The organism is Vibrio kyushuensis (assembly GCF_050337325.1).
GTDB lineage: Bacteria > Pseudomonadota > Gammaproteobacteria > Enterobacterales > Vibrionaceae > Vibrio > Vibrio kyushuensis.
In genome coordinates this window covers 330,709-350,311 of the sequence record NZ_JAKJSV010000004.1, presented here as the reverse complement: position 1 = coordinate 350,311, position 19,603 = coordinate 330,709, and the positions used below count along the sequence as shown (strand labels likewise).

General features: G+C 41.8%; 16 protein-coding genes and 1 pseudogene. 4 read left to right on the top strand and 13 right to left on the bottom strand.

Annotated features, from left to right (window positions below):
• Window positions 1–13: 13 nt before the first annotated feature.
• Both L4D20_RS10715 and L4D20_RS10710 read right to left on the bottom strand, forming a co-directional pair.
• Window positions 14–1,288 (bottom strand): sensor histidine kinase, encoded by a 1,275-nt coding sequence (locus L4D20_RS10715; protein WP_428801557.1) that lies wholly within the window; start codon window positions 1,286–1,288, stop codon window positions 14–16.
• A complete protein-coding gene (locus L4D20_RS10710) occupies window positions 1,288–1,962 on the bottom strand; it encodes a response regulator transcription factor (RefSeq protein WP_428801556.1) in 675 nt (224 codons plus the stop codon). The genes L4D20_RS10715 and L4D20_RS10710 overlap by 1 nt, the downstream gene beginning before the upstream one ends.
• Before the next feature lie 226 nt (window positions 1,963–2,188).
• Here L4D20_RS10710 and L4D20_RS10705 point away from each other — a divergent pair, with 226 nt between their 5' ends.
• The 3 genes from L4D20_RS10705 to L4D20_RS10695 are packed head-to-tail and all read left to right on the top strand — an operon-like array spanning window position 2,189 to window position 4,988.
• The gene (locus L4D20_RS10705; protein WP_428801555.1) at window positions 2,189–3,193 is read left to right on the top strand and encodes a glycosyltransferase family 2 protein; all 1,005 of its coding nucleotides are present in this window, start codon (window positions 2,189–2,191) and stop codon (window positions 3,191–3,193) included.
• Window positions 3,190–4,590 (top strand): ArnT family glycosyltransferase, encoded by a 1,401-nt coding sequence (locus L4D20_RS10700; RefSeq protein WP_428801554.1) that lies wholly within the window; start codon window positions 3,190–3,192, stop codon window positions 4,588–4,590. The genes L4D20_RS10705 and L4D20_RS10700 overlap by 4 nt, the downstream gene beginning before the upstream one ends.
• Window positions 4,587–4,988, top strand: coding sequence for a GtrA family protein (locus L4D20_RS10695; protein WP_428801553.1), 402 nt, complete (start codon window positions 4,587–4,589; stop codon window positions 4,986–4,988). Before L4D20_RS10700 ends, L4D20_RS10695 begins: the two co-directional genes overlap by 4 nt.
• A 168-nt stretch (window positions 4,989–5,156) precedes the next feature.
• Here L4D20_RS10695 and L4D20_RS10690 read toward each other — a convergent pair whose 3' ends face one another.
• From L4D20_RS10690 to kduD, 6 genes are all read right to left on the bottom strand, one after another.
• Window positions 5,157–5,651 (bottom strand): YcxB family protein, encoded by a 495-nt coding sequence (locus tag L4D20_RS10690; RefSeq protein WP_428801742.1) that lies wholly within the window; start codon window positions 5,649–5,651, stop codon window positions 5,157–5,159.
• Window positions 5,652–6,159: 508 nt separating this feature from the next.
• Entirely contained in the window at window positions 6,160–7,668 is a 1,509-nt protein-coding gene (locus tag L4D20_RS10685) for a DUF3360 domain-containing protein (protein WP_428801552.1), read from the bottom strand.
• Window positions 7,669–9,036: 1,368 nt separating this feature from the next.
• Window positions 9,037–9,669, bottom strand: a complete 633-nt coding sequence (locus L4D20_RS10680) for a bifunctional 4-hydroxy-2-oxoglutarate aldolase/2-dehydro-3-deoxy-phosphogluconate aldolase (RefSeq protein WP_428801741.1) — start codon at window positions 9,667–9,669, stop codon at window positions 9,037–9,039.
• 30 nt (window positions 9,670–9,699) lie between these two features.
• Window positions 9,700–10,635, bottom strand: coding sequence for a 2-dehydro-3-deoxygluconokinase (gene kdgK, locus L4D20_RS10675; RefSeq protein WP_428801551.1), 936 nt, complete (start codon window positions 10,633–10,635; stop codon window positions 9,700–9,702).
• Window positions 10,636–10,795: 160 nt separating this feature from the next.
• Window positions 10,796–11,431: an RpiB/LacA/LacB family sugar-phosphate isomerase gene (locus L4D20_RS10670; protein ID WP_428801550.1), complete on the bottom strand. Its 636-nt coding sequence runs from the start codon at window positions 11,429–11,431 to the stop codon at window positions 10,796–10,798.
• 160 nt (window positions 11,432–11,591) lie between these two features.
• Complete coding sequence (kduD, locus tag L4D20_RS10665) at window positions 11,592–12,353, bottom strand: 2-dehydro-3-deoxy-D-gluconate 5-dehydrogenase KduD (protein WP_428801549.1); 762 nt, start codon at window positions 12,351–12,353, stop codon at window positions 11,592–11,594.
• A 254-nt stretch (window positions 12,354–12,607) separates the two neighbouring features.
• Here kduD and kdgR point away from each other — a divergent pair, with 254 nt between their 5' ends.
• Complete coding sequence (gene kdgR / locus L4D20_RS10660) at window positions 12,608–13,393, top strand: DNA-binding transcriptional regulator KdgR (RefSeq protein ID WP_428801548.1); 786 nt, start codon at window positions 12,608–12,610, stop codon at window positions 13,391–13,393.
• 148 nt (window positions 13,394–13,541) lie between these two features.
• Here the strand turns inward: kdgR and L4D20_RS10655 are convergent, their stop codons facing one another.
• The 5 genes and pseudogenes from L4D20_RS10655 to L4D20_RS10635 form a co-directional block, all read right to left on the bottom strand.
• A complete protein-coding gene (locus tag L4D20_RS10655) occupies window positions 13,542–15,305 on the bottom strand; it encodes a DUF2264 domain-containing protein (protein WP_428801547.1) in 1,764 nt (587 codons plus the stop codon).
• Window positions 15,306–15,323: 18 nt separating this feature from the next.
• Window positions 15,324–16,625 (bottom strand): TRAP transporter large permease, encoded by a 1,302-nt coding sequence (locus L4D20_RS10650; RefSeq protein WP_428801740.1) that lies wholly within the window; start codon window positions 16,623–16,625, stop codon window positions 15,324–15,326.
• A gap of 135 nt (window positions 16,626–16,760) precedes the next feature.
• A pseudogene (locus L4D20_RS10645) lies at window positions 16,761–17,132 on the bottom strand (TRAP transporter small permease); the annotation flags it as partial.
• A 183-nt stretch (window positions 17,133–17,315) separates the two neighbouring features.
• Window positions 17,316–18,302 carry a TRAP transporter substrate-binding protein DctP gene (gene dctP / locus L4D20_RS10640; protein ID WP_428801546.1) on the bottom strand — a complete coding sequence of 329 codons (987 nt, stop codon included), beginning with the start codon at window positions 18,300–18,302 and terminating at the stop codon, window positions 17,316–17,318.
• Between the two features lie 30 nt (window positions 18,303–18,332).
• Window positions 18,333–19,523 carry a glycoside hydrolase family 88 protein gene (locus L4D20_RS10635; protein ID WP_428801545.1) on the bottom strand — a complete coding sequence of 397 codons (1,191 nt, stop codon included), beginning with the start codon at window positions 19,521–19,523 and terminating at the stop codon, window positions 18,333–18,335.
• Between the last annotated feature and the right edge of the window lie 80 nt (window positions 19,524–19,603).

Below are 19,603 nucleotides of genomic sequence, written 5' to 3'. Positions count from 1 at the left end.
AATCTAACGTTTGTTAGGTAAGAGGTTCAAAGCGTATTTCTGCTCTGCATCCACGTTGTTCTCTATTGGCTAGATTAAATTGCCAACCGTAACGCTGACAGAAATCGTCCACGATGAGTAAACCTAGCCCGTGTCCATCACGGTTAGGGGTTTCTATCATCCCCTCTCCTTCATCCTCCACCAACAATATTGAATCAGAGAGAGTGACGGTGACCGAACCGTTATTCGTCGCTGCAATGGCATTACGAACTAAGTTACCCAAAATCATATTAACCACGGCGCTAGAGGCTTTTATCATCGGCTCTGATTCAACAACTAACTTAAGATTCAAATCTTTACTCGACGCTTGAACTGAATTTTGCTCTATGACCGTTTTAAGTTCTCGCTCGGTTAAAGCTCGTACGTCGGCCTCATCCTGTTCCTTTTCATACCGAACTAAACTTAAAAGGGCGTCAATCATTGTCCCCATCTGGTAGCTGGCATTACCTATTCGTTCAACCTGCTTATGTTGAAAATCACTTGGTTGGCTTTTTGTTAGCAGCCCATTAGCGCCTCTAATAATCGTTAAAGGCGTTCTCAGCTCGTGGCTTGCATAGCGTGAAAAGGCTTGTTCTCGTTTAATCAAAGAATGAATATCGGTACGGTACTTGTTAAGTCTATTCGTCAATGTTTGGAATTCAATGGCTGCATTTCCACCAATTTCAAACGGTTGCTGAGCATCACCAGACAGCTCACCTAATTGATTAGCAAGGCTATTCACTGGCTCTATCAAACGTTGAGAAAGACGATACAGTAACGCACCAAACATAAACATAAGCGCAGCAACGAAACCAATAACAAGACTGGTTGAATAAATCAGCTCATCAAGCCCAAACTCTACTCTGTCGATCTGGGTTAACAGCACAATTGGTATTTTTTGACCTTCAAACCAGTAATGCCCAACAAAAAGCATCTGTGATAGAGGGTCTAACGTGTCGCCAATTTCCCCGACAAAACTCTCTTTTCCTGTAGCGAACTCTCGGTAAGGCTCAGGGAGCAAACTTAAGTCGTTATATGCTGTAGTAAGCGAGTCAATGCGTAGTTCACCACTCTCCCCTGCAATGTAGCGTTGAACAGCTTCATCACGGTCAATCAAAATACGTCGTTCACCGACTCTATCTTCAGACCACTGAAGCGCAGCGATAAATACGAGGAAAGTAACAACACCCACAACGATGGAAACAAAGGTAAAAAAAAGCGCTAATCGGCTCGTCAGTGACTTGGTATTGGTAAAAAATCGGTCGACCATTACTGCTCCTCTAGGCGAAAGCCTATTTTGGGTACAGTAATGAGCATTGGCGTTGGAAAAGGCTTATCAAGCTGGTTACGTAATTGGTAAATATGGCTTCTCAATACATCGTTATTTGGCTCATTTTCTTGCCATAGTTTCTCAGCTATCTCTTCGCGGCTTACCACGTCGGGTGCCTTATTACACAATAATTCCAGAATGGTATAAGTCGTGGGGTTTAGTGCTAGTGGCTTATCTTGTCGGTACGCTTGCCTCTTCTTTTGATCAATTCTAATTTGGCCGAATTGTACGCTAGCACTGGCGACTTCTCCCTTATAACGCCTCACTAACGCCTTCATTCTTGCTTCTAGAATTTCAAGATCAAATGGCTTAGTCAGGTAGTCATCTGCACCATGCTGAAAGCCATTCAGCATATCTTCTCTATTATCTAATGCGGTTAGCATTAACACCGGCGTATTATTACCCGCTTCTCTCAGCTTATTACAAACCGTTAATCCATCCATTCTTGGTAGCATTAGATCAAGTAATATCACGTCAAAGCGACCTTCCAGAGCCAATTGCAATCCAAGCTCACCGTTGTCTGCATAATCAAGTTCCATTCCAAGATACTCAAAATAATCAAACAAAATACCCGCCACCTCGCGGTTATCCTCCACCAGTAGAATTTTTTTCATGGTTATTTTGCCCTATCGTTTGTCGTCACTATGAATACCCAAATTACCTTGAGTTTGAATACGTTTTGAAGCAGTACTCTCTATATAACGGATAAGCATCCAGATCGGATGTGAAAAAAATGTGGATGACATAGTTTTCACATGTCTATTGATATAACACTCATACATTGCCAGAGCCGATTTGATTGACGCTCCTGGCTCCCTTAACCCAAACAAGGCAAATCGTATGAGCCCGATATCACTCGTTACTCACCAGCCGAAACCACCCGTTACCGTGTCTATCATTGTACCTTATTATAATGAGCGAGAAGTATTAGGTGAATTCCACGCTCGTCTAAATAAGGTCTTAGATTCTATAGAAGAATCTTGCGAAATCGTTTATATCGACGATGGCAGTACCGATGATAGTAATCGCCTCGTTGATACACTGCCAATAACTTCGAGCAACGTAGTGAACATCTGTTTAAGCCGAAACTTTGGCAAGGAGTACGCAGTAACAGCGGGGCTCGAGCACAGTAAAGGCCTTGCGGTTATCTTGCTTGATGCAGACTTGCAAGACCCACCAGAATTGATTCCAAGCATGCTACAAGAGTGGCGTAAGGGGTTCGATGTTGTCAACATGCAGCGTAGGAATCGACACGGTGAAAGTTGGTTTAAACAATTCTCAGCATCGACATTTTATCGCGTTCTAAACTTGTTAGTTAAAAGTGACATACCCGAAAACGTTGGCGACTTTCGCCTGTTAAGTCGTGAAGTCGTCGATCATATTTGTAGCCTGAGCGAATCCAATCGTTATATGAAAGGCATCTTCGCATGGCCGGGGTTTCGTCAAACAACGCTACCGTTTGATCGAGATGCACGCTATTGCGGTGAAACAAAGTGGAACTACCTCAAGCTGCTTGGTTTAGCCGTCGACGGTATAACGTCCTTCTCTATTCGCCCCCTTCGCTTAGCGACCATCATAGGAGGGCTGATTGCATTCGTTGCCTTTGTATTCGGTTTAATCATCATTTCAAAAACTTTGCTGTTTGGTGAGCTGGTTTCCGGCTACCCATCCATGATGGTCGTTCAATTGGCATTGGGGGGGATTCAACTATTAAGTATTGGCGTGTTGGGAGAATACATTGGTCGAATATTCATTGAAGTTAAAAACCGCCCACTTTATCTCATTCAATCCGTGGTCGAACGATCTGGACAAAACAAGACCCGTTCGATGGAGAAAAGAGCATGAGGCTTAATCACGTCTACCTATGGGTCATATTAATCTCGGTTCTTCTAATTCGCTTACTCTCCCTCGGTGCCTACCCATTAATGGATACTACGGAAGCGCGTTACGGAGAAATGGCAAGATTAATGGTCGAAACAGGCAATTGGCTTACCCCACAGTTTGATTACGGTGTTCCCTTTTGGGGCAAGCCTCCCCTATTTACTTGGATGAGCGCTACGGGTATTGAGCTGTTTGGTTTAAATGAATTCGCAGTTCGTGCTCCACATTGGCTCGCGGGTCTCGTAGTGGTTAGTTTAATGGCTTTTCTCGCTAGAAAATCTGGATACAGTGCACTTGTCACAGCTTTAGTCATTTCAACATGCGCTGTATTTGCCGTTTCTGCTGGCGCAGTAATGACCGATATGGCACTGACGTTGGGTATGACCATTGCGATGCTTGGTGTCTACTTCTGCTGGCGTGGTAACAAAGTATGGGGTTATGTCGGCTTTGTCGGTTTAGCTATTGGCTTGCTCGCTAAAGGGCCTTTGATCATCGTGCTAGTCGGCCTAGCGGTTGCGCCTTGGCTCATGTTTCAGCATGGCTTTTTGGGCGCTTTTAAAGAGCTTTGGTCTCGCTTTCCCATCATTACCGGCTCACTACTGATGCTCGTTATCTCTGCTCCTTGGTATCTGTTAGCAGAGCAAGCGACACCCGGTTTCTTAAACTATTTTCTTGTTGGCGAGCACTTTAATCGTTTTGTTGTCAGTGGCTGGGAAGGCGATCTGTACGGCAGCGCTCACGATGAACCAAGAGGCATGATTTGGCTATTTTTCCTCTATGCCGCGCTTCCGTGGTCAATCGTTTTACCTATTCTTGTGTGGAACAAAAGGCATCAAATCAAATCCCTTTCGACGGAAAGCCATGGGCTGCTGAGTTTTCTCACTCTATGGATGTTATCCCCGTTACTACTTTTCACGTTATCGGGAAACATACTACCCGCGTATGTTCTGCCAGGCATTCCCGCGTTGGGTTTATTAATCACCATATTGGCGAAAGGCACTGACCATCACAAAAAATGGTTTCAACTCTCTGCCGCGGCTATGCCATTGATATTGATTGCTGCCGTTGCTTACATCCATCTGTTTGTTGCCGATAAACGCAGCGACAAAGGTATTTTCAGTCACGCCAATCACACGCTACCCACATTCTACTTGGGCAAGCGTCCTTTTTCTGGGCAATTTTACAGCCAAGGCCAAGCAAAGCATCTGAAAGATGGTCACGAGCTCAAAACTGACGTTCCATTTCAATTAGTTGGAGAGAAGTCCGCTATTGAAGATCTTGTCGAGGAGAGGCAACTTACCTGCGTCGTCAATTATACCGCGCAAAGCGAACGAACCTTGTACACGTGCAAAGCAAAATGAACCAGCACAAAGCATTGTTCAAATTTGCACTGATAGGCAGCATCGGCTTTATTGCCGATGCTGTACTCTTTTCAATGGCGCTTTACTTGTGCGAACTCGATGTCTATTTATCTCGCGTTATCGCCTTTTTCGGCGCTGCTTGCGTTACGTGGTTTGGGAATCGTTGTTATACATTCGTCCATTCGAATAAGCAGCCTAAATTTCTGCAATGGGCCAAGTTTATAGGCTCTGCGTCAATGTCAGCTATTCCCAATTTCATTACGTTTAGAAGTGTTCTTAATGTATTAGGTGAAGGTCCAATTACAGTTTACATCGCGTTAGTTATGGGCGTGCTTGTTGGGATGCTGAGCAACTTTATGTTGAGTGAACGGTGGGTATTTAAAACAAAACCGTTGTAGTAGCACGCTAAAACTGAGTCAGCGCAGAACTGGCTGACTCGATAGTTCAAAGGCAGAGGAAAATTTAGTCATTCATTCGCCATAGCTAAAAGCTAAGCCAATTTTATCTAAACAAATGAAAGACCTAACCGTATCAGTTTTATTAGCTCTATTGTGCACTAATGGGCTTTAGTTCATTTTAGATATGGCGGGTTGATCAATAATGAACGCGATTGATTCGTCATTTAAGCAAGATTTACTAACATATTGGCGCTGTTTACCCATATGAAGGATAAACCCTAAATCGGTTTGTTGAAGTTGGTCAATCTCACTCCAGGCGATACTACGTGCATTTTTACCGCTTTTATAACTCACACCGTCAAATCCAAGCTGAAATATCACTTTGCTGCCTGCTCTCCTACTGAATTTTTGTCGCCATAGCCACCAGGCTCTTTTGTAATAAAGACTGAGTGCCTCAATAACACTCAAAACGATAAAGAACCAACCAACATAACTATTGGGTAATAGCTCCAATAGTATTAAAACCGAACCAAAAAGGAAAAAAATCACTCCTTTTAAATAGGCTTTTGGAAAGGTAACAGGAAGGCTAGTTTGATCATAACACTCTGCAAAAAAGGTCTTGTCGAGGGTGTACTCTGTGGTGAATTCGAAATCTTTAGACATAGGTGGCTGCTTTAACGTTTTCGGTAAATGATCCATGTTGCGGTATCGCAAATTGATCATTGTATAGCTTCTCGGTGCATTTCTTTAGCTGTTTTTCTCTTCTTTTGTAAATCAATGATACCGACAAGGTTTACACATAACCACTAAAACAGGGCTCTCAAATACGGATGGATACCTTCGATATTAGAGGATATCGTACTTAGAAATTGGGTTCAGGTTTCCTTATCGATATAACTCCAAATCCCCGACCACTATTATTTTTTAATTTTTATTCATTAAAGCTAATAATAACATCACGGCCCCTATTAAGAACATAGTCTCCAGCCATTAAACATAGCCAAAAAAAATAAGCAACTATTAACGCTATCTAAAATAATAAATACAGTTTTCACTCAATTAAAGCGTGTGAAAAAACTTTTACTAAAGATAATTTAATAAAACGTCAACTCACCATGTAATTAAACTCAATAAGGGTAAAGGCCAAACGTTCAATAACTTTATTTAAAGGTCAACGAAAACTTGGGATAATCGCCGGTATCCCTGGTAGAAGACCAACCAACGCCATCACACCACTTAGTACAATAAACATAATACCAGGCAACACCCAGCGGCTCATTTTACTAAGTTCACCGCTACGTTCTTTACAGCCTACTAAGCCTAAGTTATCTAACAGCATGGTAAGAGACCAGCCAAATGCAGGGTTAACTAGCGCAGACGAAAATACAACAATCGCTGCCGATTGTGTAGTTTTCCCTTCACGCGTCATCTCCATTCCAGCTTCTAGCAGTGGGATAAAGACACCAACAACCAAAGCGACACAAAGTACAGGTTGCCATATCGCTAAATCCATTGGGTATCCCCAAACCGCAGCTATAATACAGAACAGAGCCGTCAGCAGAGCGCCTGCAGGAATAGGACGTTTAGCAATAGCCGCCGGTACGATATAAGTACCCCATGAAGAAGTAAAATTCGCACCACCGAGCAGAGAACCGAACGTTTGACGAATTGATGCCGTGGTCATGGTATCGTCAATGTTCATATGTACTTTTTCTGTACGTTCTGGATAGCTGATTTTTTGAAACACTTTATGCCCTAAAAAATCTGGCGACCACATAGCCACAGCGAGAATAGCAAAGGGCAATACCACCATGAAATGTTCAATCGTAGGTAAGCCTATCATCCAGCCTGTATCTTCCCCCCACCAATACATTGGATTCATATTTGGCAAGCCGGGCTCGGTTTGAAAAGAAAACGGGGCACCCATAGCAAAAGCCAAAGTACCACCCAGCAAGCAACTAAGAGGTACTGCTAACCAACGCTTACCAAAATGTTCCAGTAAGGCATATAAAATAATAGTGCAAAAGATCACGACAAAAGCAATATGACTCATACCTATTCCCTCAGCCCAAGCGAATAGATTTTTAACTTGAGAAGCCGTTCCAACAAAGCCAAGGTAGAGCAATAAACCGCCACACACACCTTTACTAGTGAGGTTTGCCAACATACTTCCCCCCTTACTGATGGCTAATATCAGGCCAAAAGCACCGATCAGTAACCCAAATGCCATAGGATGGCCGCCTGCTGCAACGACAATCGGAATTAAAGGGATGAGTGGGCCGTGTGTGCCTGCTAGGTTGGCGGTCGGCAATAAAAATCCAGAGAAAAGAATGATGAAAATAGAGGCTATGAGTAATTCATAACGCACATTTTCTAAAATGAAGCCTTCATTTAGCCCTAGAGCCCCGGCAAAGGTTGCTGCAATGGCTCCCACCATAACAACCTTACCAATGGTAGCCGCCATAGCGGGAATGGTATCTTCTAGCTCAAATCGATAATCTTTAAACGGTAAATTGGGACGCCAGCGTTTAGGCGCCATGATTTGTAATTCGTTCTCTAAATATTGTTCTCGGGAACCAAATTCCGACCTTGGTTTATGTTGTTGTTCATACGTGAGTTCATCCTCATTGACTTGAGAATTTTCTGTTCGTATATCTGCGGACTCTAAAGTACTACTCATTTTGATTCCTTTCGTTCACACTCTAAGGTGTGTTATTCCAACAAACATTATTTACTTACGACACGAAGGTTTAGCGGAGTCGTTATTTATATATTCTCTACTGCAAAGAACGAGATGATCCTATATTATTTATAAGTTAAATTACTATTAATAACCTTAATAGCTACTATTATGTAAAAATAAGTCATCAACCTAGCATTAAAAATAATTATTAAAATTCAATCACTAATACTCTATACCAACCTTTAAAAAACAAACAGCTGTTAATAATTAGACATTAGTCGTACAGGCTGGAGACTAGTATGAGAAACTGCAGGTGATACTTATCAATTTATTAACAACTATTCATTTCAAAAATAATAAAGTAACGTTCTAAAAAGACTGCACGCTTGCATGAAGGATTTAAAAATTAACTAGGCTAATGGATAGGCGACTACAACCATCCTCCGACTCACCAAGGGAATAAACGATATGTATATCCAGCCTAGCCAGCACACTATATTTGTGTGCAATTAAGCAATAATAGCCATGATAGTTCCGATTTCAGATAATCAGTGCGACTCTAATAAAAAAGGCGTAGAACAAGAAGCCAACTGTTGAAAATGGGCTAAGTAGGCCCTAGAGCCATAATAACTAAATAGATTAGGTAAAATTAATAAGCTCGACTAAGTGAATCAAGAGGTGGTTTTATACTCAGAACAAGTGCCGGGCACATTTGAGCTAGCTATGTCGACTAACTCGAATGTGGACAAAAGTTTGCCAGCACTTTTGCTAATTTAGAGAGCTATCAATAAACACAGGTATTGCTCAGTGATTTGTGGAAAACTAGCGCTAGCTAGAAGGCTTGATTTTTGTGCGCATCACGAGATTCACGCCGCTTATTGACAATACCAGCAATTAGACTACGCTTTAAGAACTGATAGAACATCATCAGTGGTTAAATGAACAAGTTTCAACGTAAACCGTAACACTGTAAAAGAAAGAAATAGTATGTACATTATAGAAAAATAGAAAAGCCACTTTTTACATTTAGTGGCTTTTTTTCTGCCATAAAAAGACCATCTCAGTTCTTCTTAAATTTATATCGTAACGCCCAGAAGTATAACCTCCGCTCTTAAGATTGTGTTTAGTAAGCATTGCTAAATTGCATTGAATTTAGATAAGTTTTGTTTGGAGAAACATACATTAATAGTATGGGAATGAGCATTTACCCTACCATAGATTGGGCATTTTCGTGTTTCATGCCCCATCAGAACACCTCTGGACATTTCCGAGTTACCAAGTATTTGAGAGTGCATTCTTTCGCATAACTTTATTTACCCCATATACATTAGTTACTTTCACCAATTCACTTTACGATCACTCTTATTATGATGTCTTATTAATTACGCCAGAAACTTCGCTAACAAGCTTGGCTAGCTCATCCCACTTTTCATTGTCAATCAGATCGTTAGGTACCATCCACGTCCCGCCACACGCCAGCACACTTGGAATTGCCAAATAATCATTGATGTTACTTGGGTTAACACCACCCGTTGGCATAAATTTCACAGGGTAAACCGCCGTTAGTGCTTTCAACATGCCAACACCACCAGAAGGTTCTGCTGGGAAAAATTTTAGTGTACGTAAACCCATTTCCATCGCTTGCTCAACAAGACTTGGCGTATTGACACCTGGTACGATAGTGATATTGCGCTGTTGGCAGTATTTAACGGTTGTTGGATTAAATCCAGGACTTACAACAAAATCTACACCCGCTTCAATGGATTGATCCACCTGTTCACTCGTTAATACGGTGCCCGAACCTATCAGCATGTCAGGGAATGCTTCACGCATCACTTTAATCGCATCAAAAGCTTGTTCGGTACGAAAAGTAACCTCTGCGCAAGGTAACCCATTTTCAACCAGAACTTCAGCGAGTTTTGCTGCTTTCGAGGCGTCTTTAATGGCAATAACTGGGACAACTTTAATTTCAGATAACCTTTCGCTAAGCGTTTTCATTTTATTTTTTTTAACCTTCATTTTATTCCCTTAAATCGTAGGCATAACTTCAGTTGGAATAATCGCACCACTGTGCTGAATCACCGTCCCTGCAACCAAATGGCCTGAGCATGCTGATTCTGTCATATCACCACCAAGAATACGTTTAGCAAGGTAACCTGCACTGAATGAATCTCCAGCTGCTGTTGTATCTACAATGCTATCAATCGGATTCGCCGCGACAGATTCAAAACTGCCTTTCGTCACAATAAAACAGTTATCGCTACCACGCTTAACGATGATCTCTTCAACACCAAACGCTAGAGTGCGATCTATTGCTTGCTGCTCAATATCATCCCCCCAAAGCAAGGCTTCATCGTCAAACGTTAGGAACGCAATATCGGAGAGCGTGAGAATATCTCGATAACAAGTACGAGCTAGTTCAAGGTCTGGCCATAGCGCAGGTCGGAAATTATTATCAAAGGCGATTTTGACACCTTTAGCGCGACACTGGTTTAAAAGAATCATCAGCGATTTTCTGCAATCGTCAGGCAAAATCGCTAGACTTATACCACTCAAATAAATCAATTGATGTTCGCAGAGCTCATCTAATACATCAAAATGATCTAATTCACGAAGCCAGTATTTCGCTGCCGAGTCGTTTCTCCAATAATGGAAGCTACGTTCACCACAGTTGGTTGTCTCAATGGCGTACATTCCCGGTAATTTAGTTTCAGAGAGGGTGACCATATTGGTATTGATCTTCTCTTTTTGCCAAGCGGTTAACATCTCTTGACTGAATGAGTCTTTCCCAAGGCCTGTCACGTATGAAGTGCTCACTCCGTGTAGCGTAGTTAATCTGGATAAATACACGGCGGTATTTAATGTATCACCACCAAAACTTTGCGTTAGCTGACCCTGATTTTTTGTTAATTCAACCATACATTCGCCAATCACTGCGACACGAGTAATAGGACTAGGACCCATGGGAGTTCTCCTCAATATTTTTGATCGTCAATATTGTACAAACAGAAAAGGTACCAAATAGAGCATCGGCGTCATTCAAATACCGATGCTTCATCAAAAAAACCAGCCGTTAAGGCCAGTTTAATGATTAATTAGTGCCAATAAATCCGTAATAACTCAATTAGTCGAGTAGAGATCTTACATACTCAGCAATTTCTGAAACTTGGCATTGTGAAAAGAAGCACTCTTGAAAATGTCCACCGCTGACTGCCGCTTTTACAAGCTCTTGGTCCATTGAGCGTAGACCTTCAACCACATCTTTTGCTACTGCCGCTTTTACATCATTTAAAATTGCCGCATTAGCTTGCTGTGGAGCCGCACGCTCGATTGGGTAACCTTCACCACGATTGCCTGTGAATGCTTTTTCAAAGATGTAACGAACGTTCAGTTCACCTGCCCAACCAAACCCTTTTGCGAACGCTAGCGACAGCGCGTTACCGTTGTTGATTTGGTTAAATAGAAAAGCATCAGAAGGCTCTAGAGCGTAACCACACAAAACCCCCGGGTGCAGATTACTTGCCATCATTGCACCCTGACCTGTACCACAACCGGTAACCACAAAATCAACCGCTTTTGAATTCAGTAAAATACTCGCCATAATACCTAGATGAATGTAGGTAAGGTGGTGGTCATTTTCATCGGTCATACCAACGTTAAATACTTCGTGACCTAAGTTGCCAGCAACGGTTTGTAGTTCGCCTGCAACCATTGCGTTTTTTGGTGCTTGGCTGTTTTCCATCATTAAAGCAATTTTCATCGGATTCCCCTGCGACTTTCATCGCGAAATTTATGTAAGTTTAAATAGAGTTAAATACATAAGGTGTTATCAATTATATTCATGCTTAGCCATCAAAACGTCACTCTGAGTTCGCATAAGACACTGCACTGTCACCTTATAAAAAGTGTGTAATATAGACTTAACGAGATAACCAGCCGCCATCGACTGCTATTGTATAACCGTTTATGTAATCAGACGCACTTGAAGATAAGAACACACATGGCCCTTCAAGATCAGAGGGCTTGCCCCATCGCGCAGCTGGAATACGGTCTACGATCTCTTTATTACGTTGCTCATCAGCACGAAGCGCTGTTGTATTGTCAGTTGCCATGTAGCCAGGTGCGATAGCATTTACGTTAATGCCGTGTGCCGCCCACTCATTCGCCATTAAACGAGTTACACCCATTACACCACTTTTTGATGCCGTGTAAGAAGGCACTCGGATACCACCTTGGAATGAAAGCATAGAAGCGATATTGATAATTTTACCGCCCTCACCTTGAGCGATGAACTGTTTTGCAACGGCTTGAGACATAAAAAACAGAGACTTTACGTTTATGTTCATGACGTCATCCCAATCCTGTTCAGAAAAATCAATCGCATCATTGCGGCGAATAATGCCAGCGTTGTTCACTAAAATGTCAATGCGACCAAGCTCAGTCACAGCGCGGTCAACGATTGAAGGAATATCATCTAGCTTCATCAGATTGGCACGAATATCGACAAATTTGCGGCCTGTTTCTTCAATCTGTTGTTGGGTTTCGGTAGGAGCAGAAACATTTACTCCGACAATGTCACATCCGGCTTTGGCTAAACCTAGTGCCATGCCTTGACCCAAACCAGTATTACAACCAGTCACAACAGCAACTTTGCCTTCCAGATTAAATGATTCGAGTGTCATGTTTAGCTCCCTATAAGGTATTTAATAAAGTGAACTTAATTGGATGCTCACTGCAATGGAGTAAACATAACAGGTTTTTTGCCCATCAACGCAATTTATTTTAAAATGATGTTTTAAAAATATTAATTTACCCTTTCACTTTGTGATATTGGTCGAATTGGCAGTTCCAAAATTATGAAAAGGCATTTTAAAATTACTGGTATTGATCGTGATGAGCGATATAATGCAAAAAAATAAAAAATAGGGGCCGTCATATGGAAAAGTCGACACAACCAGAAGCTGTATCTTCAGTGTTAAAAGTTTTCAGTATCTTACAAGCACTAGGCGATCAAAAAGAGATTGGTGTTTCAGAGCTTTCTCAACGTTTAATGATGTCTAAAGCGACGACTTATCGTTTTCTACAAACAATGAAAACTCTTGGTTATGTTTCTCAAGAAGGAGAAGCAGACAAATATTCACTCACTCTGAAACTTTATGAGTTGGGAGCAAAATCATTAGAATACGTTGAGTTAATTGAGCTTGCGGATAAAGAAATGCGTATTATCTCAGAGCAGACTAACGAAGCGTTGCACCTCGGTTGCCTTGATGACAACGCAATTATTTACGTACATAAAATAGATTCTGGGTACAATCTTCGTATGGAGTCTAAGATTGGTCGACGTAATCCCATTTATAGTACGGCCATTGGTAAGGTTTTATTGTCCGACAAAGAAGAAGCGTTTGTCAGAGAGCGACTTAGCGATGTCACGTTCATTAAGCATACAAATAAAACATTAGAAAATACTGACCAATTGATCAAAACATTACTCACCGTTCGTCAAAAACATTTTGCAGAAGACAACGAAGAGCAAGAACCCGGATTACGCTGCATTGCAGCCCCAGTCTATGACCGTTTTGGCATAATCATCGCTGGTGTCTCTATCTCTTTCCCTACTATTCGTTTTGATGAAAAGCGTATGGAATACTATGTAGGCCTCTTACACACTGCAGGAAAAAACATCTCACAGCAGCTTGGTTATCACGACTACCCAAATATATAAAACTGTCGCCAGTAAACAGCTTTTCTTAACTGTTCACTGGCACATATAACTTTTGTACTAATAGATACCTCATACAAACGTTATTTGATTAACTCTAAATTGAGACGATGATTTAACTGCGCTTCATATAATGACTTGGGATAAATATTCAAATATTTTTATTCGTACTAAAATTAGTTGTTGGTATTGCAGTAATCCTACTTTCTAGAACATGCACCCCTGCTTCTAATTTTGTAAGTAGGAAAGGCACCTGACTACGAGGACTGATTAGATTAGAATGAACGCGAGAGCATTGATACGCCTGTTTTTCATATAGATCCAAGCTCGTTATACTGGATTGACCATTTTCACCTTCAATATGAATCGAAGCGAAAACGTCATCGTTTTTATGGTTAACTGCTGGTTCAGAGTACCAATGGTGTACCGCAAAACCACTTTCTATTACCCATGTAGGGCTTTCAAGTTTGAAAGTATGTCGACGAATGCAACTGCCATCACCTTGCACCTCAATTTCAGTATCAACATCGAGCGAACCTGTTGTCCATTGAACACCAATCAGTTTATTAGTTACATTGACCGAATTATTTTTTTGCCTCATTTGCCAATTACACCCCCCGTCAAAACTAAACGCCAGTATATTATCACCAAAATTAAGGCGATGACCCTGGGCTATAGAGTCCATCTCAGGTCCAAATGCGGTGGAATAGGCAAATTTATTGTATTTGTCTAATTGAAATTTCGGTTCAATATAGCCAGAAAAGTGAACAATGCTATGCCCATTAATTCGTTGTGCAATAGATTGAGCACTTGGCATTTCTATTTCCGACGACTCATAAGGGTACGCTTTTTCTTCCTCTAGCCAAAACTTGTGATCATCAGGTAAGAGTAACGGCAAAAATGCTTTCATTGCCCAATAAGGAGATGTCGGCGAGTTATAGTTCTCAGCTGATACTAAGTTTGGATACAAATAACCTCGGCTAAGTATACCGTTATCGCTAAAAATAGGCGTAGATTGCCAAGAACGAATATGGCGGGCCCACATTCCTTTAATCTTAGCCATTTCATCGGTTTCAAGAGGTAACATAGCCGCTGCACCCCAAAAACCCGCGCAGGCGAATCGATAACAAAGAGAGCGCCCTAATGGAAGCGCTTCTCCAGAATCAGCAAACCAATAAGCATAAGGCCCGATAAACTCAGCTGCACGCTGGCTAAATAATTCATCATATTCATCATTTGGATTATCGGTAAGGAAAGTGTAAATAAGGCTATAATAATGCATAGCAAAGCCACCGTAATGATCAATGGTTTGTACGTCTCCATCGCCATACCAGCCATCTCCTAAATACCAAGACTTTATCTTTTTAAGATAATTAACTCTCAAATCTTGATCAACTAGATTGCCGTGCCCCACTTTTGTCAAGCCAGCCTGAACCAATAACGTAAAAAACAACCAGTTATTTTGTGCCATCTCATGGCACTGGATTTTTGCTAACCATAGAGCAAGTTCAGTTTTTGTCGACTGCGGTAAGGGATCCCAGCCTTTTTCAGGAAGCAACGCCAACATAAACCCAATAGCGGCCATTTCAACACTGCGTTGGTCTCGATCACTCGTTTCTCCCCAGTAATTTGGATGGTTAGAGTCAACACCTTCGATGATTGCACGGTGGATAACACTCCAATGTGGAAAGTGGCCACCACCGAGTTCTAACGGGATTATTCCCCATAACGGTCTGGCAACCCCTTCTAATGCACTCGCCTTCATATCGAAGATAGCCCCACCCTCATCAAGATCTAAAGCAGCACCTTGAGTCCTCATTTTCGCTATCAAAGGGTCGAGAAGGTCGATAACAACCTGCTGAAAATCATTTTTTGTTTTAAGTGGATTGCCTTCAAACTTAGCGTATTTTGCCATTATTTATATATCCAGAGGTTACAAACCAAACAGGCTTGGTAAATAAAGAGTTAAGAAAGGAAAATAGGTAATTAATAGCAATCCAATAACTTGTAATAGAAAAATAGGTAACAGAGGCTTAATTACTCGGGTTATTTTTTCCCCTGTAATACTACAAGAAACAAACAGAACGGTACCTACCGGTGGCGTTACAATTCCTATTGCAAGGTTGTAGGTCATTAATACACCAAAGTGTACTGGGCTCATACCTAGAGCAGTGACGACTGGGTAGAAAATTGGCGTGAATATCAACATTGCAGGCGTCATATCCATAAACACGCCCACTATCAATAGGGTAATATTGATTAGCAGTAGAATTATATATTTGTTGTCACTGATGCTGACCAGTATTCTTCCGATAGTATCGGGAATATCGGCGAAGGTCATTGACCAACTCATTAAGCCAGAACACGCGATTAGAAATAGAATGACGGCCGAGGTTATTGCGGAGTCATTCAAAACTTTGAGCAGCTTCTTTACGTCCAAAGTTCGATACATCAAGCCCAAAAACAAGCTGTATACTACGGCGACACCCGATCCTTCTATAGCCGTAAACACCCCGCCTATAATACCGCCGATGACCAGAACGATTAGAAATAAACTAGGCAAAGCTCGCAAGAATACATGGGATGTTTCACGCAGAGTATACGGCGTATTATCAACCGGATAATTGTGGCGCTTTGCATGGAAATAAGCCACGGACATAACGGCTAAACCCATCATAATCCCTGGAACATAACCAGCTAGAAACAGTGCCGCAATTGAGGCGCTACCACCCGTTATTAAAGAGTACATTATAAACACGCCAGTTGGGGGTATTAACATCCCCGTCGGCGCTGAGGCAGCGTTTACAGCCGTTGTGAATGCCATATCATAGTTTTTTTCTTTTGCCATTGGTGACACGATCCCACCGATGGCCGTAGATGCGGCTATTGCTGAACCAGAAAGTGACCCAAACATCATGTTTGCAATAACATTCGATTGCCAAAGGTTACCCGGTATTCTTTTACCTGCTAGTAAAGCTAAATCCAACAAACGTCGCGCGATGCCTCCCTGGTTCATTATGTTGCCAGCAAGGATGAAAAAAGGCAGAGCAAGAAAACCAAAACTATCAAGTCCGGTGAACATTTTCTCGCCGACTACCGTTACCAAAAAAATGGGCTCAATCTGAAGAGCTAACGTAAATAGGCCTGCTAATGCTAGACCAATAGCAATTGGCGTATTAAGAGCAAGAAATAAGAAAAAAGAACCAAATAGAACGGCCGTAGATGTGGCTTCAATATGGTCGTAGACTAACCATTCATAAGTTTCCGTTGTAGAAAACCAAAGAAAAATTGTTGTAATACTAATCAGCACAGCCCAACAAGTTATCGCTTCAATCAGAGTCTTTCGATTCACTCCCAATTCCCGCATAGTGCGTGAGATACAATTAATCACTATCAGTAACCCACTCAACATGACTGACAGGTGGAGTGTACCAATTGATAACTTCAGCATTGGCGTAATTAGCAGAGCATTATTCTGCACCGCCTGAAAGCCGCCAATGGTCATAATGAAACCAAAAGCAATCACCAAAGTACTGTTGACCATTGTCAACCAACGCTGGCCACTTGGTGAGCACTTATCAAACAAAATAGGTAAGCTTAGATGTTTATCACTAACAAAACAAAGCGCGGCACCTAGAAGTCCGAGCCAAATCAGGGAGTAACGGAGGAACTCATCTGAAAAACTGCTCGGCGACTGAAAGATATAGCGAGTGATAACGCTGTAAACAATAACAACGCTCATTGAAGCCAACAACGTTACAATGAAGACATTCAAACATGCTGACAACAATCGTTCTAATTTAATAAATAGGCTTGAGGGGTGGGTTGGCAGTTTTTCTGTGGGGATTCTTTGAGTATGACTAACCATAGTATGACCATCTAATTTAATGGTATGCGTAGTCGTACTACGCATACCGGGTGTAGATTAAAGATTTAATTCGCGACCTTGAATTTCGAAGATACGTTCCAGTACTTCACGTTTATCTACATTTTTTGCTGCTGATTTATAGAGTGGACGCATAGCGTCTATCCACGGCTGTTTGTCGATATCGGTGAGCTGTACCCCCATTTTTTCCACGGCTAAACGCTCTGACACAGCATGAGCGGTGTCTACAACCTCGATTGAACGCTCAGAGGCAATTTTCATTTCATTTCGTATAATAGATAGGTCATCTTCAGCTATTTTGTTCGATGCTCTTTTACTAAGAACAATAAAGTCAGTCAGTCGAGTCTGCTCAGTTCGGATCCCATATTTAGTCACTTCACCAAATTTTATTTCCCACAAACCCGCTAAGCTACCTTCAGCGCCATCAACCATACCTTGTTGTAGAGCGGTATAAGTTTCCGTGAACTCCAAAGGAACTGGTATTGCTCCTAACTCTTGTAACATAGCAATATAGGTATCGGTAGCCATAGCCCTGATCTTCAAACCCTTAATGTCATCGATTGATTTGACTGGTGTCGAAGTATGCAGACTGCGAAACCCGTTACTAAGATAACCCAATACTTCAAAGCCATTTTGAGATGTTTTGCTGAGCAGTTCGTTATTCATGTAATCACTGCTCATTACTTTTTGGTAATCATCTAAACTTCGGAATATATATGGTAAGTTAATAACTCCAATCTCAGGTTGTAAATTCTCTAACATACCGCTGTTAAGTAGTCCAAAATCGATAACACCACTTTGTATCTGTGAAACGTATTGAGTCTGCCCACCAAGAGCACCACTCCAGTAAACACGGATATTGACACGGTTGTCTGTTTTTTCCTTCACCGCATCGACAAACTCTTGCAGTACTTCACCTGCCGGACTATTAGCCGGAGTATTGGTTGCCAACTTGTAGACACGAGCCTGAACACTAAAGGCCATAGACGTTATCAACAGTGCAGATAGTAGCTTTCCATATTTCATTATTTATTCCTTCCAAAGCAGTAGGTTAGATTATTTCCAGAAAAAATCCGTGTAGCCGTTGGCACGCATTAGCGCCTCAACAAAGTAGTAATCACCATACGGCAGCATGTTGTCACACAGCCCCGCATTAACAAAAGAAGCGCCTTCACTTAGTAGCCCTTCAGCCTCAGGATCGGAAGATAGATCACACTGCTTAATGAGCGCAGCAAGAATATCGGTTCCAGCTTTTCTATAACGTGCTTGCTCGGTGTTGTCTTCACAGTGAGTGGCGATCAATAACAGGCCAGCTGCGATAATCGCCGCCGCCGAAGAATCTCTATATTGAGGCTCGCTTTTTGGTAAATTAAAATCCCAAAGAGGAATGCCGTCTTCAGGTAAATGCTCTATTGCGTAATCGGCAAGCTTCTTTGCGGTTTCTAGGTATTTGATGTCACCAGTGTGCTCAAATATTTGCGCAAATGCATGAATAGCCCAAGATTGGCCACGCGCCCAGCAGGACTCATCGGCATAGCCTTGAAAAGTTTCACCACGTAACGGTTGCTGTGTTGCCGGGTCGAACAAGAAACAGTGATAAGTACTGTAATCTTCTCTAATGATATGCTTTTCCAACGTGTCAGCATGCTCAATTGCCGCCTTACGGTACACTGGATTTGAGGTGATATCTGACGCCCAAAACAGCAGCGCAAGATTTTGCAAAGAATCAATAATCGTGCGCCCTTGAGTTTTTTCCAGCCCTAGTTCATGTGTTTCATTCCACGCAACAATGTATTTTCCTACCCGACGAAAGCGACTAAGCAATGCATCGGCGGCTTGCAATGCTAGCGTTTTACACTCTTCATCACCGGTTAGCTTATATTCAGCTACGCTACTTAAGCTAAATTGAAAGCCTAAATCATGATCAAGCCAATCGGGGTGAGCAATTAACGTTTTGAAGTAATTGCGTCGCATTGAAGCGCTATTTTTTAGCGTCGTTTCACCTGTAACTTTGTATGCGAGCCAAAGCTGCCCAGACCAAAATCCAGACACCCAATCACTGGGTGGGCAAAACTGGTATTGAACAGTTCCTGGTACACCGATTTTCGGATTTCGATCTCCAACCTTTCTTACATTGCGGATAATCGCGTTACAAACTTGCTGCAATGCCTGCTCATAACAGATGGTACTGCTCTGTACTTTTTCAGTGGCAATCGAAGTGGTTAATGGATGAAAATTTGCATTCATAAAATGTCCTGTATATCTATTTAAGTTCTCTTCAGGTTGAAAATATCTTATCAATGAAACGGCGGTTCAATCTGTGATGA

Coding starts and splice junctions, on each gene's coding strand:
- L4D20_RS10715 (WP_428801557.1), bottom strand. CDS start 1,288: ATGGTCGACCGATTTTTTACCAATACCAAGTCACTGACGAGCCGATTA.
- L4D20_RS10710 (WP_428801556.1), bottom strand. CDS start 1,962: ATGAAAAAAATTCTACTGGTGGAGGATAACCGCGAGGTGGCGGGTATT.
- L4D20_RS10705 (WP_428801555.1), top strand. CDS start 2,189: ATGAGCCCGATATCACTCGTTACTCACCAGCCGAAACCACCCGTTACC.
- L4D20_RS10700 (WP_428801554.1), top strand. CDS start 3,190: ATGAGGCTTAATCACGTCTACCTATGGGTCATATTAATCTCGGTTCTT.
- L4D20_RS10695 (WP_428801553.1), top strand. CDS start 4,587: ATGAACCAGCACAAAGCATTGTTCAAATTTGCACTGATAGGCAGCATC.
- L4D20_RS10690 (WP_428801742.1), bottom strand. CDS start 5,651: ATGTCTAAAGATTTCGAATTCACCACAGAGTACACCCTCGACAAGACC.
- L4D20_RS10685 (WP_428801552.1), bottom strand. CDS start 7,668: ATGAGTAGTACTTTAGAGTCCGCAGATATACGAACAGAAAATTCTCAA.
- L4D20_RS10680 (WP_428801741.1), bottom strand. CDS start 9,669: ATGAAAACGCTTAGCGAAAGGTTATCTGAAATTAAAGTTGTCCCAGTT.
- kdgK (WP_428801551.1), bottom strand. CDS start 10,635: ATGGGTCCTAGTCCTATTACTCGTGTCGCAGTGATTGGCGAATGTATG.
- L4D20_RS10670 (WP_428801550.1), bottom strand. CDS start 11,431: ATGAAAATTGCTTTAATGATGGAAAACAGCCAAGCACCAAAAAACGCA.
- kduD (WP_428801549.1), bottom strand. CDS start 12,353: ATGACACTCGAATCATTTAATCTGGAAGGCAAAGTTGCTGTTGTGACT.
- kdgR (WP_428801548.1), top strand. CDS start 12,608: ATGGAAAAGTCGACACAACCAGAAGCTGTATCTTCAGTGTTAAAAGTT.
- L4D20_RS10655 (WP_428801547.1), bottom strand. CDS start 15,305: ATGGCAAAATACGCTAAGTTTGAAGGCAATCCACTTAAAACAAAAAAT.
- dctP (WP_428801546.1), bottom strand. CDS start 18,302: ATGAAATATGGAAAGCTACTATCTGCACTGTTGATAACGTCTATGGCC.
- L4D20_RS10635 (WP_428801545.1), bottom strand. CDS start 19,523: ATGAATGCAAATTTTCATCCATTAACCACTTCGATTGCCACTGAAAAA.